The 17,639-nt window shown below is 52.3% G+C and carries 16 protein-coding genes; 12 read left to right on the forward strand and 4 right to left on the reverse strand.

All coding sequences use genetic code 11. The features are described 5' to 3' along the window. Positions 1-66 precede the first annotated feature (66 nt). Together ACO064_RS27820 and ACO064_RS27825 are read left to right on the forward strand one after the other, a co-directional pair. Positions 67-780: an OmpA family protein gene (locus tag ACO064_RS27820; RefSeq protein ID WP_421830461.1), complete on the forward strand. Its 714-nt coding sequence runs from the start codon at positions 67-69 to the stop codon at positions 778-780. Between the two features lie 235 nt (positions 781-1,015). Beyond that, positions 1,016-1,786 carry an oxygenase MpaB family protein gene (locus tag ACO064_RS27825; protein ID WP_421830462.1) on the forward strand — a complete coding sequence of 257 codons (771 nt, stop codon included), beginning with the start codon at positions 1,016-1,018 and terminating at the stop codon, positions 1,784-1,786. A gap of 148 nt (positions 1,787-1,934) precedes the next feature. Here the strand turns inward: ACO064_RS27825 and ACO064_RS27830 are convergent, their stop codons facing one another. Further along, on the reverse strand, positions 1,935-3,677 hold the full coding sequence (locus tag ACO064_RS27830; RefSeq protein ID WP_421830463.1) for an FAD-dependent oxidoreductase: 1,743 nt from the start codon (positions 3,675-3,677) through the stop codon (positions 1,935-1,937). 164 nt (positions 3,678-3,841) lie between these two features. On the opposite strand from ACO064_RS27830, the gene ACO064_RS27835 reads away from it, so the two are divergent. The 4 genes from ACO064_RS27835 to ACO064_RS27850 all read left to right on the forward strand — a co-directional run bounded on the left by ACO064_RS27835 (position 3,842) and on the right by ACO064_RS27850 (position 8,106). Then, positions 3,842-5,515 carry a pyruvate dehydrogenase complex dihydrolipoamide acetyltransferase gene (locus ACO064_RS27835; protein WP_421830464.1) on the forward strand — a complete coding sequence of 558 codons (1,674 nt, stop codon included), beginning with the start codon at positions 3,842-3,844 and terminating at the stop codon, positions 5,513-5,515. 102 nt (positions 5,516-5,617) lie between these two features. After that, positions 5,618-6,157 carry an ATP-dependent protease subunit HslV gene (gene hslV / locus ACO064_RS27840; RefSeq protein ID WP_114404681.1) on the forward strand — a complete coding sequence of 180 codons (540 nt, stop codon included), beginning with the start codon at positions 5,618-5,620 and terminating at the stop codon, positions 6,155-6,157. 49 nt (positions 6,158-6,206) lie between these two features. Continuing rightward, positions 6,207-7,697, forward strand: coding sequence for a sensor histidine kinase (locus tag ACO064_RS27845; RefSeq protein ID WP_421830465.1), 1,491 nt, complete (start codon positions 6,207-6,209; stop codon positions 7,695-7,697). After that, positions 7,690-8,106, forward strand: a complete 417-nt coding sequence (locus ACO064_RS27850; protein ID WP_421830466.1) for a response regulator — start codon at positions 7,690-7,692, stop codon at positions 8,104-8,106. The genes ACO064_RS27845 and ACO064_RS27850 overlap by 8 nt, the downstream gene beginning before the upstream one ends. 11 nt (positions 8,107-8,117) lie before the next feature. Here the strand turns inward: ACO064_RS27850 and dacB are convergent, their stop codons facing one another. Next, the gene (gene dacB, locus ACO064_RS27855; protein WP_421830467.1) at positions 8,118-9,650 is read right to left on the reverse strand and encodes a D-alanyl-D-alanine carboxypeptidase/D-alanyl-D-alanine endopeptidase; all 1,533 of its coding nucleotides are present in this window, start codon (positions 9,648-9,650) and stop codon (positions 8,118-8,120) included. A 242-nt stretch (positions 9,651-9,892) separates the two neighbouring features. Here dacB and ACO064_RS27860 point away from each other — a divergent pair, with 242 nt between their 5' ends. From ACO064_RS27860 to ACO064_RS27880, 5 genes are all read left to right on the forward strand, one after another. Then, the gene (locus ACO064_RS27860) at positions 9,893-11,335 is read left to right on the forward strand and encodes an MBL fold metallo-hydrolase RNA specificity domain-containing protein (RefSeq protein ID WP_421830468.1); all 1,443 of its coding nucleotides are present in this window, start codon (positions 9,893-9,895) and stop codon (positions 11,333-11,335) included. Between the two features lie 139 nt (positions 11,336-11,474). Continuing rightward, positions 11,475-12,428, forward strand: coding sequence for an acetyl-CoA carboxylase carboxyltransferase subunit alpha (locus ACO064_RS27865; RefSeq protein WP_421830469.1), 954 nt, complete (start codon positions 11,475-11,477; stop codon positions 12,426-12,428). Between the two features lie 11 nt (positions 12,429-12,439). Continuing rightward, positions 12,440-13,105, forward strand: a complete 666-nt coding sequence (locus tag ACO064_RS27870; RefSeq protein WP_421830470.1) for an HAD family hydrolase — start codon at positions 12,440-12,442, stop codon at positions 13,103-13,105. Further along, on the forward strand, positions 13,068-14,213 hold the full coding sequence (locus ACO064_RS27875; RefSeq protein ID WP_421830471.1) for a site-2 protease family protein: 1,146 nt from the start codon (positions 13,068-13,070) through the stop codon (positions 14,211-14,213). Before ACO064_RS27870 ends, ACO064_RS27875 begins: the two co-directional genes overlap by 38 nt. Positions 14,214-14,248: 35 nt before the next feature. Continuing rightward, positions 14,249-14,815 (forward strand): 1-acyl-sn-glycerol-3-phosphate acyltransferase, encoded by a 567-nt coding sequence (locus ACO064_RS27880; RefSeq protein ID WP_421830472.1) that lies wholly within the window; start codon positions 14,249-14,251, stop codon positions 14,813-14,815. Here ACO064_RS27880 and lpxB read toward each other — a convergent pair. Both lpxB and ACO064_RS27890 read right to left on the reverse strand, forming a co-directional pair. Continuing rightward, positions 14,804-15,916, reverse strand: a complete 1,113-nt coding sequence (gene lpxB / locus ACO064_RS27885; protein ID WP_421830473.1) for a lipid-A-disaccharide synthase — start codon at positions 15,914-15,916, stop codon at positions 14,804-14,806. The genes ACO064_RS27880 and lpxB overlap by 12 nt on opposite strands. Before the next feature lie 3 nt (positions 15,917-15,919). Beyond that, positions 15,920-16,336: a 6-pyruvoyl trahydropterin synthase family protein gene (locus tag ACO064_RS27890; protein WP_421830474.1), complete on the reverse strand. Its 417-nt coding sequence runs from the start codon at positions 16,334-16,336 to the stop codon at positions 15,920-15,922. A 310-nt stretch (positions 16,337-16,646) separates the two neighbouring features. Here ACO064_RS27890 and rfaD point away from each other — a divergent pair, with 310 nt between their 5' ends. Further along, positions 16,647-17,612 (forward strand): ADP-glyceromanno-heptose 6-epimerase, encoded by a 966-nt coding sequence (rfaD, locus tag ACO064_RS27895; RefSeq protein ID WP_421830475.1) that lies wholly within the window; start codon positions 16,647-16,649, stop codon positions 17,610-17,612. The last annotated feature ends 27 nt before the right edge of the window (positions 17,613-17,639 follow it).

Raw genomic sequence — 17,639 nt, forward strand, 5'->3', positions numbered from 1 at the left:
ACTGAAAACCATAAACCAATTCGCAAAATCACAATGCGTTGCTTTATAATACTTGTTTGGCTAATCATGTTTCCGGTTTCTGCCTGCCTGGCACAATCCGGGGCCAAACTGTTGAAGAGTCATACGACGGATTTTGTGATCAAAGCATTGGACGAACAAACGAAAGTCGAAGTTCCGGCGACCTATCAGGTGCAGGCGGTTCTTTCGAAGAGAAAATTCAGTGGACGAAGCCAACCGGGTCGGGCGTTTGCTTTTACGCTGGGCCGGAGTGATACTGTTGTCATCAATACGCTGGCCAAAGGCTATTATGCGATGGAAGAAGTATTGTTTGTGCCTTGTGATACCTGCGCGAATTATGAACACCTCGCGTTAATGGAGAAAGTGGGCGTGACCAAAACCGCGCAGCCCGACAGTGTTTTTCGGGATTTAAAAGTCAATGACAAGATCCGGCTCGACAACGTGTATTTCGACCAGAGCAGTTACATCCTGCGGAAAGAATCATATCCACAGCTCGACATGCTGCTGAATACGCTGAAAAGTTACCCCAAACTGGTCATCGAAATTGCGGGCCATACCGACAATGTGGGCGACCGGCGACTGAACCAGTCCCTGTCTGAAAACCGGGCGCGGGTCATCACCAACTACCTCATTCAGCGGGGAATTCCCGAAAACCGTCTGCAATACCAGGGCTATGGAGACAACCGACCGGCGGCTCCGAATGACAACGAAGCCAATAAAAAACTAAACCGGCGCGTCGAATTTACGGTTTTGAAATTATAAGCGTTGTCACCGCTGTCGGGGTTTGTCACCGCTGTCAGGGTTTACCACCGCTGTCAGGGTTTTCACCGCTGTCGGGGTTTATCACCGCCTGTCAGGGTTTTCACCGCTGTCGGGATTTATCACCGCTGTCGGGGTTTATTACCCTGTCAGGGTCTTCGACCGCTGACAGGGTGAGGCATTTTTTTGGAAAAAATACGTTATCAGGGTAGAAACCATCTGACTGCTGACTGTACTGATGCGCTACTTTGTTCGTGAAGATTCAATCGTTCGAAAAATCTGGGGAGATGCGGATGTAATCCTGCTCATTTTTGCGGGTGGAGCCGCTGAATTTGCCCTTAACCGAGCGGTCGACTGGCTGTTTTATACTGGAAAACTGCCCGCCGATCCGATTGGCCGGTTATTCTCAACGGTTAAATACGCCCAGGAAATTGTGTTCATGCCGCATGAAAAAGCCGTAGCGGCCATCAACCGGATGCGGGCCATTCACGGGGGCGTTGAAAAAAGCCGGGGCTATTCCATTCCCGACTGGGCCTATCGCGACGTCCTGTATATGTTGATCGACTATTCTGAACGGGCGTTTCAACTCCTGCACCGCCCGCTGACCAACCCGGAACGCGAGGAACTTTTTGATACTTTTCTCCGTGTGGGTGAGGGCATGGGCGTTCCGGAAATTCCGCAAAACTATGCCGACTGGCAACTCGACCGCCAGCTTCATCTGGATCGGGATTTGGCGCATAGCCCGTTTACCGACAAACTTTTTGAACGGTATCGGGAAGAGTTGGGCAACTGGCGGTACGGCCTGCTGTTGCAGGCACAATCGTTGCTGGTACCCAAACCGGTTCAGGAACGACTCTCCTTGCCGGATCGGCCTGTACTGGCTTCGATGATGTGGCTTTATAAGGTTCTGGAACGATTGCAGCTACGGTCGCTCACCCAACGGATTTTGCTTCCCCCGGCCTATCTGAAGCAGGTGCGGGAACTGGATCGGGATAAGGTGCCGGTTTAATGGCTCATCACTTAAATTTCATTATTCGTTATTCAATATTCGTTATTCAATATTCAATTCTTGATCGAATAGCGAATAGCGAACAATGAATAGCGAATATTGAATAACGAACACTGAATAACGAATGGTTGTCCTTGGCATTGCTAAATCAACCCTGTTTCGGCCACTGGGTTTCTATTCCCTGACTTCTCACTACGTTCTGAAACTCCTCCAGCAGCGGTTTTTGTTCCCGAATCGCCCGGGGAATCACGTTTTTACCGAGTGAGAAAGCAACCAGTTGACCGACAGCTTCGCCAATGCTCCACTCCACCGGATGGAGCCGGTAACAACCGTTGGTGATGTGCGTCGTGCCGATGTTTTTATTGGCCGGTAGCAGATTTTCCATCCGTTGGGGAAGAAGGGCACCCAATGGAATTTGAAACGGCAGTGAACCAAAATCGATGTAATTGTTGCCCCGGCTGCTGGGATGCAGGTCGATGTGGTAATAGCCGGTGCCCACGCTGTCGTAAAAATCAGCCGCCGTGTTGCCGGTTTTTTGCCCCGTTATCAACGCCCGGTGGGCCGCGCCGACGTGTTCTTCCAACACGGTGAAAACCGCCTTGATCCGGCGCGATTCCCGGACATACGGGTATTTCGCCATGCCGTCTTCCGTACCCATGATGTCGGGACGAAGCCGCAAACCGGGCCAGCCCTGACCACCGTCGGGCCGGGGGGCTTCGGTCTGGAGCCAGTACAAAAGTGAAAGGCTGAGCTGCTTGCCACCATCAACGTGCTTTTTGAATTCCTTCTCACCGACGCCCACCAGATTGCCCAGAAAATAATCGTTCTGCGGCCAGTTGACAACCGTAATATCACTGAGAAAAGTACCCGGCTTAAAATTGTTTTTGTTGATCAGACGGCGGTAATTCCACAAATTGAGCGCCGAACCCGTCGGAATGCCTTCGGGGTGGAAACCCAGTTTTTTGGGTTCGAGTGTCGAGGGGTTCGAATAGGAGAGATCCAGGAGTTTGCCCGACCAGGCGGGCGTTAGTTTCGGAACCAGATTTCGCCAGAAAGTGTAGTCTTTCGGTTTTTCGATCACATGTTCCGATTTCTTTTTATTGAGTTCAGGCACATAATCCATCGCAAAACAAACCGTAAACGATTGTTGGTTGTTCGGGTCGGCTTTTTCGGGCGCGTGTAACTCGCCGGTTTCCTTTTTCGACTCCGTACCGGTAACAAATTCGGTGCCGGTCAATGGCAGCAAATCACCCAATTCTGTGGCGTCGACGAAATAGGGAGCCGTCAGCACTACTTCTTTTCCGCTGCGGTAACTAAGGGCTTTCAAGGCCCGAACCCGGTCGCCGGACGTGTCGGCCCCCGTGATTTTGTGTTCCAGCAAAACAATCAGTTGCTGCGAACTCTGGTAGGGTGCCAGCATGTCCTGCAAAACCGCCACGGCCACCCGGGGTTCGTGACAAAGCCGCGAAACCGCACCATCGCCCGGATTGAGGTGTTTGCGGTTTTTGGCTTCGTCGGTTAGCGGATAATTCCGGATGTAATAATCGCGAACGGCGGTGCGGAAGGTCCGGTAAAGCTGCGTGGCACCGTGGGTTTCGATCCACTGGTGTTCGTCGGGTGGTACGCCCTGCTGCGAAATCTGACCGCCAATCCAGTCGGTTTCTTCCGTCAAAATAACCCGTAAATTGTTCCGAAGAGCCGCCAAAGCGGCCGCGCAACCCCCTAATCCACCACCCGCGACAACTACATCGGCCGAAAATTCGTTACTACTTTTAGAAGGGGCAGACCAGCCTGATGCTGTCGGCACTGGCGTTGAAGCAGAAAAAGAAGTCGAAGCGGCAGCCGTAAGACCGCCAACTACAGCAGTTTCAATGAAATTTCTACGATTCATAGGTGAGATAACCGGAAAAGGCGAAGTGAACCATTATTTGGCGGCAATTTGCAAATCAAAGCGGATAAGTGGAAACTTCGCCTTAGATTAACCAACTTTCCCCGCTTTCTTCTAATTTTGAACACTCGAAGCAGAACTACTGATATACTTGCACAAAACCGCATATGGCAGAATTAATCCGAATGCCCAAGATGAGCGACACCATGACCGAAGGTGTCATCGCTGAATGGCATAAGAAAGTAGGCGACACCGTCAAGTCGGGCGACGTGCTGGCCGAGGTCGAAACCGATAAGGCGACGATGGATCTGGAGGCTTACGACGAAGGGACGTTGTTATACATTGGCGTTGAAAAAGGCCAGTCTGTACCGATCGACGGCATTCTGGCCGTAGTCGGAAAGTCCGGTGAAGATTTCAAGGCCTTGCTGGAGGGTAATGGTTCTTCCAACGGTTCTGCGGAACCGAAGGCTGAAGCTCCCGCCGAAAAACCCACACCAGCGCCCGCTTCCAACGGAACGGAACAACCAGCCCCCAAAGCCCCGGCCCCTGCGGCTCCGGCCGCCAACATCAACGCGTCGATCATCCGGATGCCGAAGATGAGCGATACGATGACCGAAGGAACGATTGTGGCCTGGCATAAAAAAGAAGGTGATACCGTGAAATCGGGCGATGTGCTGGCCGAAGTCGAAACCGACAAGGCAACGATGGATCTGGAAGCCTACGAAGAAGGTACCCTCTTGTACATCGGCGCCAAAGAAGGAACGGCAGTAGCCGTCGATGACGTGATTGCCGTCGTTGGCGAAAAAGGTGCCGATTTCCAGGCCCTGCTGCAAGGCGGTGGACAACCCGCTGCGGCTGCTCCGGAACCGGAAGCTCCTAAAGCCGAGGTCCAACCGGCGGCTGAGGCAGCCGAAGTTCCAACCGGCAACGGACACGATAGCCGGGTGTTGGCATCTCCGTTGGCCAAGACGATTGCCAAAGAAAAAGGCGTTGATCTGGCGCAGGTGCAGGGCTCTGGTCCCGACGGGCGCATTGTCAAACGCGATGTTGAAACCTTCCAGCCTGCCGCTCAACCAGCCGCGACCCCAGCGGCTCCGGCCCCTGCCGCCAAACCGGCTGCTCCCGCTCCCGTTGCGCAAACCGCACCGGCGGCTCAGGAAGGTGGTTACGAAGATATTCCGCTGAGCCAGATGCGCAAAACCATTGCCCGCCGGTTGTCGGAAAGCCTGTTTACTGCGCCACATTTCTACCTGACCATGGAAATCAACATGGACAAGGCGATGGAGCTGCGCGGCAAAGTGAACGAGGTGAGCGCGGTGAAAGTGTCGTTCAACGATTTCGTGCTGAAAGCCGCTGCTTTGGCGCTGAAGAAACACCCGGCGGTGAATTCATCGTGGCTGGGCGACAAAATCCGGCGGTATTCGTACGTCAACATTGGCGTTGCGGTGGCCGTTGATGAAGGTCTGCTGGTTCCGGTGATTCGCAACGCGGATCAGAAAACGCTGTCGACCATTGCCGCTGAGGTGAAAGACCTGGCTGGCAAGGCGAAAGATAAAAAACTCCAGCCGAAAGACTGGGAAGGCAGCACATTCTCGATTTCCAACCTGGGAATGTTCGGCATCGACGAATTTACGGCGATCATCAACCCGCCCGATTCCTGTATTCTGGCGATTGGCTCGATCAAACAAACCGTCAAATTTGAAGGCGAGGTGGCCAAACCCACCAACGTCATGAAAGTGACCCTTTCGTGCGATCACCGTTCTGTCGATGGCGCAACGGGCGCGTCGTTCCTCCAGACGTTTAAAGGTCTGCTGGAAAATCCGTTCGGGATGCTGGTATAAAATGGGTTTATGGTTTACAGTTTACGGTTTATGGTTGACGGTATATTTTCCCGACTAGACACCATAAACTGTAAACCATAAACCATAAACTGAAAAAATCGAATGCAAAAAATACACGCTACAACCGTCATTGGCATTCTGCACAATGGCGAGATTGCGCTCGGAGCCGACGGTCAGGCGACGATGGGCAATACTATTGCCAAAAGTAACGTTCGGAAAGTACGCAGCCTGATGAACGGCAAGGTGCTGGCCGGTTTTGCCGGTTCTACGGCCGATGCCTTTACGCTGATCGAACGCTTTGAAGAAAAACTCAATGCTTACGGGGGCAACCTGAAACGGGCCGCTATCGAACTGGCCAAAGACTGGCGCACCGACCGGTATCTGCGGAAGCTGGAGGCCATGTTGATTGTGGCGTCCAAAGACGATCTGCTGGTAATTTCCGGAACCGGTGATGTGCTGGAACCGGACAACCAGATTGCCGCCATCGGCTCCGGCAGCATGTATGCCCAATCGGCGGCCATCGCCCTGAAAAAGCATGCTTCTCAATTAACGGCCGAAGAAATGGTTCGGGAAAGCCTGCACATCGCGGCTGATATTTGCATTTACACCAACCACAATCTGGTGGTGGAAACGATTCGGTAACTGAAAACCACAAAACCGTATACTACAAACCGTAAACTGAAAACCGTCTATGAAAGGTTTGCGTGCTGTTTTGCCCAAAGCAGTTAGAAAGCGGATCACCTTCGGTTTCGGTACGGCCTTGTTGCTGATTGCATTGGGGTTCGGGCTGACCTTGTACAGTTACAACCAATACCGGAAAGCCAGCGACCGGATCGAGCACAGCCAGCAGGTTACCAACCGGCTGGGGCGCATCCTGTCGTTGATTACGGACGTCGAAACTGGTGAAAGGGGGTATCTGGCTTCTTCCGGGGACGGGATTTACCTCGAAGCTTTCGATGTGGCCGTGCCGAAGTTTACGCCGGAACTGAACGAAATTCGCAGCCTCGTCGCAGACAACCCGCAGCAACTCCGGAATGTCGATTCCCTGTCGAAGCGGATCGATACCAAAATCGCGACTGCCTACCAGCAGGTCGATGCCGTTAAAAAGAAGTTGCCGATTTCCATTGCGCGGACGTATATGCTACTGGGGAAATCCCGCATGGATCGGGTTCGCCAGTTGCTGAAAACCATGAACGAAATTGAGCAGGCCCGGTTTGAAACCTACTCCGAAGCCGCCGAGAATTCGTTTCGCAATACGTTGATTATCATTTTTACGTTGTCGCTTCTGACATTCGTAACCCTGATTGTTTCGTATAACCTGCTTGAAAATGAGCTGAATACCCGGCAAAAGACGGAAGATCAACTGCGGGCTTACGAGGACGAGCTACAGGATAAAATTCAGTTGCTGGAAATCTCGAACGAAGAGCTGGAACGGTTTGCCTTTGTGGCTTCCCACGACATGCAGGAGCCGTTGCGCAAGATTCAGTCGTTTGGTTATTTGCTGCGCGACCGGCACGAAGAAGGGCTGACGCCGGATGGGGTGATGTATCTGAACAAAATTCTGCAATCGGCGGAGCGGATGTCGAAAATGATCAAGGACCTGCTTAATTTTTCCCGGATCTCCAGCAAAAAAGAACCGTTTCGGATGGTGCGGCTGGCCGATGTGGTGCAGGGCGTTCTGTCGGATCAGGAACTGAAAATAAAAGCTGCGGAGGCCGTCTTTCACATCGATAAACTGGCCGTGATTGAAGCCGTTCAGAGCCAGATGGATCACCTTTTTTCCAATCTGATTTCAAACGCACTAAAGTTTACGCAGCCCGGCAAGGCTCCGGTTATTACGATCAAGGGGGCGGCAGTGGATGGCGATACGTACCCGGAATTGATTCCCGGAAAAAAATATTACCAAATTACGGTTGCCGACAACGGGATCGGTTTTAACGAAAAATACATCGACCATATTTTTAAAATTTTCCAGCGCCTGCACGGAAAAAGCACCTACGAGGGAACCGGCATCGGGCTGGCCATCTGCAAGCGCATCGTTACCAATCACAAGGGCCTGATTACGGCACAAAGCCAGCCCGGTGTTGGAACGACCTTTATCATTCTATTACCCGAAAAGCAGACGCAGTCTATTCATGACAATGCAGCAACCCACGAAACCAGTACATATACTATTGGCTGATGACGACGAAGACGACCGGTTTTTAACGCGGGAAGCCTTTCGTCAGCAGTTTCCGGTGACCGAGATGAATGTTGTTGAGGATGGGGAAGAACTGATGGAATTTTTGCGTCGGACGGGCCGGTATGAGTCGTCGAATCATTCGTTGCCGGAATTGATTCTCCTGGATTTGAACATGCCGCGGAAAGATGGCCGCGAGGCTTTGCAGGAGATTAAATCAGACCGTGAACTCCGGCACATTCCCGTTGTGATTCTGACTACCTCCGACGCCGGTATCGACATTGACAATTCCTATCTCTGGGGAGCCAATAGCTTCATTACCAAGCCGTCTTCTTTCAAGACCTTGATGGACATTACGCAAACGATTGGGGATTACTGGTTCAATGTCGTGAAAGTGAGCGGCCGGAACTGAGAAAACCGGGCTTATTCATTGACTTTCAGAGCGGTCAACTGGGCCATGATCTGCTCCAGATACCCCATGACGCCCTTCAGGGAACCGGGATTATATTTATTTACCAGAACCGTAAAACTCAGGAGTTCGCCGTCGGCGGAGGTGGCATATCCGGCATAGGCCCGCACCCCTTCGATGGTTCCGCTTTTGGCCCGCACGTTCCCGACGGCCGATGTGCCGCGCGCCAGGCTTTTGACCGTTCCCGACTCGCCCACCACGGGAATGCTGTCGTAGAACGGAAGAAAACTTTTCTCCTTCGACATGGCCGCCAGAATGCCGGAAAGGTTGGCCGCCGTCAGCGCCCCAACCGGCGACAAACCGCTGCCGTCTTTGGGTCGAAAACCGCTCAGATCAATGCCCTTGCCCTGCCAGAACCGGGTCAGTTGCTGAACGGCCTGTTCGGTGTTTACCGGAGCCTTTGCCAGTGCGTTGCCTGCCAGAATCAGCAGCGATTCGGCATACAGATTGATGCTCTGGTGGTTGGTCAGCCGCGCAATTTCGGAAAGCGGTACCGATGTATGGAGGTGCAAAGGTTGTCGTTTGGTGGCGGGGGTAATCAGCGGTGTTCCGGCAGAAACCGGTGCTCCGATCCGGCCGGGGCCAATGGATTGGGGCAGGCCGTTGACGAAAATACCGGCTCGCGTTAGCTGGTCGTGCAGGGCGAAAGCCGTGAAAAAGGCCGGATCGGGCAGGGAGCCTTTCACGCCAAACTCGTTGACACCCGTCGGCACCGTTCCCTCCAGAAACACCTGGGACGAAGGCGGAGCGTTGTAGATTATCACTTCGTCGCCCGAGCCTGCGGGGCCGGTTCGAACGTTGTTCTGAAGCTGGAGAAAAGGCGTTGCGGGCTCGGTGCGCAGGAGTCCGGCGGGCTGACCCACGGTTTTGGCGGGTTTAAAAACTGCCCGGTACAAGTTCTCATTGAAGTTTAGCCCGGAAATACCGGCCCCGTAGTAGTTGCCGATGTCACCCCACACCCAGGTGTTTGGCACCGGCAGAGACTGAATGACCGTGGCATCGCCAATGACCGACCCCCGGATTTGTTTGATGCCTGCCCCCTGCACCATTTCCCGCCAGGTGCGGAGGAGGGTAGGGGCATCCGCAAATTCGGCAAAGCGGTTGCTGCCCAGCGTCGGATCGCCGGAACCCCGGATGTAGAGATTTCCGGTCAGAATGCTATCCCGGATAGAACCGTCTGTTTCCAGAACCGTACGGAAGGTGTAATTATCGCCCAGGACGGCCAGCGCCGTCGCCGTTGTAACCAGTTTGAGCGTTGAAGCCGATGGCAAGCTGAGCTGGGCGTTTACCTCCAGCAACGCCACGCCATCGCGAACCCGACGCACCGAAACGGCGGCTGTCCCGTTGCGAACAAACGGGCTGGTTTGCAGTTGAATGACCGTCGTCTGAAGCCGTTTCAGTGCCAGCGAATCCGTTGCCGGGTGGGCCTGACAAAACGAAAGGATAACAAAAAAATAACCTATTAGTAATGGTGTATACCGATTCATGGAAATAAAAATAGAGAACACACGGCCAGTTGGTGCAATGAACTGGAAAAAGAGAGCCCTTTTTTTCGTTCGGCCGGTGTGCCGATTCCTGATAGTTTATGAAAGCGGATTTCAGTAATATTGCAAAAATAGCCAGAATTTATAGCCCTTTTCTGTTGTTCTACCGAAATAAAAACTAGTTGTAGCTTCCTTTGAAACTGCAGGATCGTGAGAATCAGTCGCAAAGGCATTAATCGAATCGAATGAAGTTAACATTTTGGGGGGCGACCCGTCAGGTAACCGGTAGCATGTTTCTGTTGGAGACAGAGGACCAGTACCGAATATTGATTGATTGCGGGGCTGACATGGATAAAAAAGCCGCCTTGAACGGCAACGGTCAGGATGAGGAATCGCCGAAATCGGTTGCCGGTTTTTTTCCGTTTGAAGCGTCCTCGATCAACGTTGTTTTGCTGACCCACGCCCACATGGACCACAGTGGTAATCTTCCCAACCTGTATCGGGAAGGCTACGAAGGTCAGATTTTGTGTACAGATCCTACCTATTCATTGACCAACCTTCTGCTCCAGGACGCAGCTTCGCTCAACCACCGGCGGCTGAACGAAATGGGAAAAAGCAAAAAACAGAAGGTCCGGAAAAAAATGGCGAGCCTGCAAAAGGATTTGTTTCTGGAAAAGCAGGTGCGGGAATCCATGGACAACGTGGTTCCGATTCAGTATAACCGGAAATTCCGGCTCGGCGACAGCATCGACGTGACCTTTGTGCCGGCCGGTCATTTGCTCGGAGCGGCCCATATCGTTATCAACGTCTACGAAAACGGTGAGAAAAAAAGCCTTTGTTTTTCGGGCGACATTGGTCGTAAAAACTACCCGCTGCTGGGCGATCCGGAACCGATTCCGCAGGTCGATTACCTGATTTGCGAGTCGACTTACGGAAACCGGCTGCACATTAATAGCGAAACTCCGGAAGCGATGCTCGCCGATGTGATCAAGCGGACCTGCATCGACATTCCGGGTCGGCTGATCATTCCGTCGTTCTCGGTGGGCCGGACGCAGGCGCTGCTCTATACGCTCAACCGCCTGTATACTGAACAGGGTTTTCCGCCCATTAAAGTCTTCTCCGACAGTCCGTTGGCCCTCGAAAGCACGAAAGTATACCAGAAAAACCTGCGGTTGCTGAACAAGGAAGCGAAGGCGTATCAGGAAGAAAATGAATCGTTGTTCGATTTTGTCAATTTTGAATATCTGGAAAGCTCGAAAGCCAGTCGCGAAGTTTCGAACTACAACCAGCCCTGCATCATCATTTCGTCGTCGGGTATGGTTCAGGGCGGGCGCGTGGAACAACACGTAGCCGCCAACATCAGCAATCCGTATTGCACCATCCTGATCATTGGGTATTGCGCCGAAGGAACCCTCGGCTGGCGGTTGCTGAACGGACAGCCCACCATTTCGATCAAGGACAAGGAGGAACCGGTTTTGGCGAAAGTCGAACGGACCGACGTGTTCAGTGGTCACGGCGACCGCGATGATCTGGTGCGGTTTGTCAAACACCAGTCGCCCGAAAAGCTGAAAAAAGTGTTTCTGGTTCACGGCGAATTCACCAGCATGTCGGCTTTTCAGCAGACGCTGGCAGACGAAGGATTTACCAATGTGGAGATTCCGACCAAGGGCCAGACGTATGAGTTATAAGCTCGAAAGGTTGCTGAACCGGATTTTCCGCTAACTTTGCCAATCGAAAAAGTTGCCCCGTCCGTTTCCGGTTTTTGTTTTGAATCAAGTGCAACCGGATGACGACACCTTAAACGGGCAACAGACAACCAATTCTTGAATGAGGACGTATTTGGACTTCGAAAAACCTATAGCCGATTTAGAAGTACGACTGGTCGAAATGAAGAAACTGGCCGAAACCAGTAACGTAGATGTTACGGGTGCTGTAGCGTCGCTGGAAATCAGTATTGAAAAACTCCGCAAGGAAATTTTTGAGAACCTGACCCGCTGGCAGCGCGTCCAACTTTCCCGCCATCCCGACCGGCCCTACACGCTCGATTACATTTCCCTGATGGGCGATCAGTTTGTTGAACTGCACGGCGATCGAACTGTTCGGGATGACCCCGCGATGGTCGGCGGTTTTGTCGAAATGGATGGCCAGACGGTCATGCTGATCGGTCAGCAGAAGGGGCGAAACACCAAGCAGCGCCAGCAACGCAACTTTGGCATGGCCAACCCGGAAGGCTACCGGAAAGCCCTTCGGCTGATGAAACTGGCCGAAAAATTCAATAAGCCCATCGTTACGATGATCGACACGCCGGGTGCTTATCCGGGGCTGGAGGCCGAGGAGCGGGGGCAGGGCGAGGCCATTGCGCGCAACCTCAAGGAAATGTTCATGCTTCAGGTGCCGGTGATCTGCATCGTGATTGGCGAGGGAGCCTCGGGCGGTGCGCTGGGAATCGGCATTGGCGACCGGGTACTGATGCTCGAAAATACCTGGTATTCAGTGATTTCGCCCGAAAACTGCTCGACTATTCTCTGGCGCAGCTGGGATTACAAGGAGCAGGCGGCCGAAGCCATGAAGCTGTCGGCGCGGGATATGGAAAAAAATAAACTCGTGGATGGCATCATCGAGGAGCCGGAAGGAGGAGCCCATACCGATCACGCCGAAATGGCCCGACGCATCAAAAAAACCATTCTGGAGAAAATCACGGAACTCAACCAGTTTACGCCCGAAGAACGCATCGATCAGCGCATCGAGAAGTTCTGTTCGATGGGGGTTGTGGTCGAATAATTGTAAATGCTATGGCAGGTGTCTTAAAACCGAGTATTAAAAATATCATTTTCGACCTCGGCGACGTCATTATTCCCATCGACCTGCGCGCACCCATCCGCAATTTCGCTTCGCTTTCGGGCATGAGTGAAGAGGCCGTGGAATCGCTCTGGAAAGAACACGGCCTGACGATGCACTACGAAACCGGGTTGATCGACGATGACGGTTTTCGGCAGCACGTCCGCACGTTGCTCAAAAATGATAGCTGGGCCGACGAGGTGATCGATACCGCCTGGAACACGGTTTTGCTCGATTTGCCCGTTGAGCGGGTCGATCGCATTCGGGAACTGCACGGAAAATACCGGCTGTTTCTGTTGAGCAACACGAGTGCCATTCACATTCAGGGCGTTAACAAAATTTTCCAGGCGTTGGGGCAACCGTCGCTGGAAGAACTCTTTGAGCGGGTCTACTACTCCTATGAAGTGAAAATGGCCAAACCGTCGCCCGACATTTACCGGCATGTGCTGACTACCTCCGGACTGGTGGCCGAAGAAACCCTGTTTTTAGATGACAATCCGCATAACATTCGCTCGGCGGCTGAGTTAGGTATCCATGCTGTGCAGGTGCAACCGCCCCTGTCGATTCTTGATTATCTTCGCGATGAATCCACCAACGAGGACATACCTCATTCAAGCTAGCCTTTTTGTTCTTACCCTGATTTCAACGACTGCGGCTGGTGCGGAATGGATGTATGGCCGTTCTTTTCTGGATCCGAAACACGGTATTGGCTGGCCGGAATTCTGGGACGGTCTTCACTATTCAATTCCGTTTCTGGCCATTCTGACGATTCACGAATTCGGGCATTTTTTTATGGCCCGCTACCACCACGTTCGGGTCACCTTGCCCTACTACATTCCGATGTGGTTCGGCTTCGGGCAAACGCTCGGCACGCTGGGGGCTTTTATCCGGATTCAGGATTTCATCAACAGCCGCAAGAAATTCTTCGATATTGGCATTGCCGGGCCGTTGGCGGGGTTTGTGCTGGCACTCATCGTTCTCTGGTACGGTTTTACGCACTTGCCGCCACCGGAACACATCTTCTCGATTCACCCCGAATACCAGAAATACGGGCTGGCTTTTGGTCAGCATGTTTATAAAAACCTGCCGCCCGAGAGTGTTATCCAGTTGGGCGATAACCTCTTGTTCTGGTTTTTCAAAACCTACGTCGCCGACCCGGCCCGTTTGCCGCATCCGTACGAGATGATCCATTATCCGTATTTGATGGCGGGTTATTTTGCCCTCTTTTTTACGTCACTCAACCTGATTCCGATTGGTCAACTGGACGGTGGTCACGTGCTGTACAGCCTGATTGGCCGCCGGGCGTTTCGGATGATTGCGCCGGTTTTGCTGGTGGGCTTTGCGTTTTATGCTGGTTTGGGCTTCATCAAACCCTCCGATTTCATCGTCGCCAACGACGGCGTTTTTACCAACGAACTGGGTTATCTGGTGTTGTATGTCATCGGGTTGTTCGTCAGTTTCCAGAGTATCAGCGAAAACCGGATGACTGCCCTGACGCTGGCATTGAGTGTGGTGGCCGGTCAGTTTTTAATCTCGTTTTTCTTCCCGACGGTCGAAGGCTATCCCGGTTTTCTGTTGTTTATCCTGATTCTGGGGCGTTTTCTGGGGGTTTATCACCCCGATACGGAGGACGATCAGCCGTTGGGAACCGGTCGGGTGGTGCTGGGCTGGCTGGCTTTGCTCATTTTCGTCCTGTGTTTTAGCCCCAAACCATTTATTTTTTCTTAAAATTGCCGCCGTCAATATAGACGGTTTTAGCGGATATGTTTAGCGCACTGGCCCGGTGGCTTTATAAAGTAGCCGGGTGGAAACTTCTCGGCGTGGTTCCAGATCTTCCCAAAGCGATTTGGGTGCTGGCTCCGCACAATACCAACTGGGATTTTCCGGTGGGTGTGGGCGCGCGGGCGACAACGCGCGTCTGGATTCAATACCTGGCTAAAAAAGAATTGTTTACGTGGTATGCCGGCTGGTTTTTCCGGCTTCTGGGAGGCAAACCCGTCAACCGGAGCCGGGCCAACAACCTGGTGGATGCGATTGTGGATGTCTTCATCCAAAACGAATACCTGCACATCTGCATTCCACCCGAAGGCACCCGTAGTGATGTGGAGCGGCTCAAAACCGGGTTTTATTACATCGCCCTGAAAGCGGATGTCCCCATCATTCTGACCGGAATCGACTATCCCCGGAAAGCTGTTGTTTTGAGCGAACCCCTCTACATGACCGGCGACTACCAGAAAGACATGCGCCCGATTTATGAGTTTTTCAGCCAGATTCAGGGGAAGAAAAAAGAATGGCTGAAACGGTATGAACAGACCGGCTTAATTTCGTAAATACTTTACCATCAGTTCACCCGCGCGATCCGATGCGCCCGGCCCGCCCACTTGCTCCCGCAACTCCGCGTAATCCGCCCGTTGTCGCTCGTGATCCAACCCGCCGGGAAGAATTTTTGTCAGTTCGTCAACCAGACGTTCCGTGGTCAGTTCATACTGCTTCAATTCCCTGACGGCTTCCCGACCTAGAATAAGGTTGACGAGTGAAATAAAAGGCACCGCAATGAGCCGACTGGCGACCTGAAAAGTTACCCACGACATTTTGTAGCAAACCACCTCCGGCACATTCAGGAGGGCGGTTTCCAGCGTGGCCGTTCCTGAAGTAACCAAAGCGGCCTCCGCAACGGCCAGCAGATCGTAGGCAGCATCGGTGACCACCGGTACATCCGGCGTGGTTTTCAGCAAGGTTTCATACAGGGATTTCGGCAGATTGCTAACGCCGGAAACCACAAACTGGTGATTGGGGAAATGCCGGATGGTTTCCAGCATGGCGGGCAGCAGCATCGAAACTTCCTGGTGGCGGCTGCCGGGCAGGAGCGCAATGATCGGTTTGTCGCCCAGCTTGTTCTTTTTCCGAAAAACCGGGTCGGGCTGGAAGGCGGCAATGGCATCCATCAACGGATTGCCGACGTAATCGACCGGGTAGTCGTATTGCCGGTAAAACGCCACTTCAAACGGGAAAATGACAAAAAGCCGATCGACCAAGGCCTTAATTTTCAGCGCTCGTTTCTGGTTCCACGCCCAGACTTTGGGCGAAATATAATAGAAAACCGGAATCCCGTGTTTTTTGGCAAAACCGGCCATTCGCAAATTAAAACCGGCGTAGTCGATCAAAATCAGGACATCGGGGCGGGTTTCGAGCAGATCCCGCTGGCAATCGCGCAGGTTTCGGCGGATGGTTCCCAGGTTTTGAACCACTTCGAGAAAGCCCATGAACGCCATCGAGCGATAATGCCGCACGAGCGTGGCCCCGGCTTGTTCCATTTGCTCACCACCCCAGGCCCGAAAGCGGGCGTCCGGGTCGTGGTGGTAAATGGCTTTGATCAGATTGCCGCCGTGGAGGTCACCGGAGCGCTCTCCGGCAATAAGGTAGTACGTCATCGGTTATTCCCCATAATAATCCACGTAATTTTTCGGGGTCTCGTATAAGCGGATGCGGTGGAGCCGGGCGTCGGTAATTTGACCCAGTGCGCGATCCAGAATTTTCCAGATTTCGACGATAAAGATCTCACAGCTAGCCATTTTCCCCTGCATGAAATCGACATCCAGGTTGAGGTTTTTGTGATCGACTTTGTCGATCACTTCGGTTTTCACCAGATCGCCCAGCACTTTCAGGTCGATCACGAAGCCCGTGTCTGGATTGGGTTCTCCTTTGACGGTTACAATTAACTCAAAGTTGTGACCATGTCCGTTCACATTGGCACACGGACCAAAAACTTCTTTATTTTTCTCGTCAGACCAGGCCGGGTTGAATAACCGGTGGGCTGCGTTGAAATGCTCTTTTCTGCTAATATATACCATTATCCACCATCGCCGGGGCGATTCGTCGTTTCGGGCGGGCTTTACGCCACCACTTGATTTGATTGCAAAATTACGGCCTTCGGAGCGTTAATAAAAATCCAAATTTTGATCGGTTGCTGTTCCGTTATTATGAACAAACCAGAGCGGTTTTACGGTCATTCAGGAAAATCAATGTTGGAATAATTCTATTTTTTCATCAAAACGTGGATTGGTTGGTGTAGTGATTTATCCTAACTTTACACCCTGTTTACTGTGTTGACACCTATTTTTAATCTAACCTAAAACAATCGTTGCTCAATTTCTACGGAGTATGATCATTGTTACGGGCGCTACAGGCTTTATCGGAAGCTGTCTGATTTCAAGACTGAATCAGGAAAATTTCAATGCTATCATTGCCGTGGATGATTTTTCACGGGAAGATAAGCTGGTCAATCTGGAAGAAAAACGCATTCTTGAACGGGTCGACCGGGAGGAGTTTTTCGACTGGTTAGACAACAATTACCACGAGATTGAATTTTTATTCCATATCGGTGCCCGAACCGACACGACGGAGTTTGACCGCAGTATTTTCGAACACCTCAATGTCGAGTATTCCAAAAAAATCTGGCAGAAATGCATCGAGTACCAGATTCCGCTGGTCTACGCATCCTCGGCGGCAACCTACGGTCTGGGCGAATTGGGCTATGATGACAATGAATCCCTTATTCCGCAGCTAAAACCGCTCAACCCCTATGGCGACTCCAAAAACGAGTTCGATATGTGGGTTTTGGAACAGGAAAAACACCCTTTCTTCTGGGCCGGTTTGAAATTCTTCAACGTCTACGGGCCGAACGAATACCACAAAAGTCGTATGGCTTCCGTCATTTACCACGCTTTTTGCCAGATTCAGCAGAAGGGGTCGATGAAATTGTTTCGATCGCATCACCCGAATTTCGCGGATGGTGAGCAAATGCGTGATTTCATTTATGTGAAGGACGTTGTGGAGGTCTGCATGTTTTTGATGCACCACCGCCGGAACTCCGGGATTTACAACCTGGGCAGCGGCAAAGCCCGCACCTTCCTGGATTTGGCCAACAATACCTTTCAGGCCATGGGCGTGACGCCCCAGATCGAATTCATCGATACGCCCGAAGACATCCGTGACAAGTACCAGTACTATACCCAGGCCACGATGAGCAAACTTCGCTCCATCGGCTATTCCCAACCGTTTCGTTCGCTGGAAGCCGGTGTTGAGGATTATGTGAAAAATTACCTGGTGCCGGGGAAATATCTGTGAGGTTTCCACGGTTGGAAGACCGTGGAA

Source organism: Larkinella sp. (assembly GCF_965227735.1).
GTDB lineage: Bacteria > Bacteroidota > Bacteroidia > Cytophagales > Spirosomataceae > Larkinella.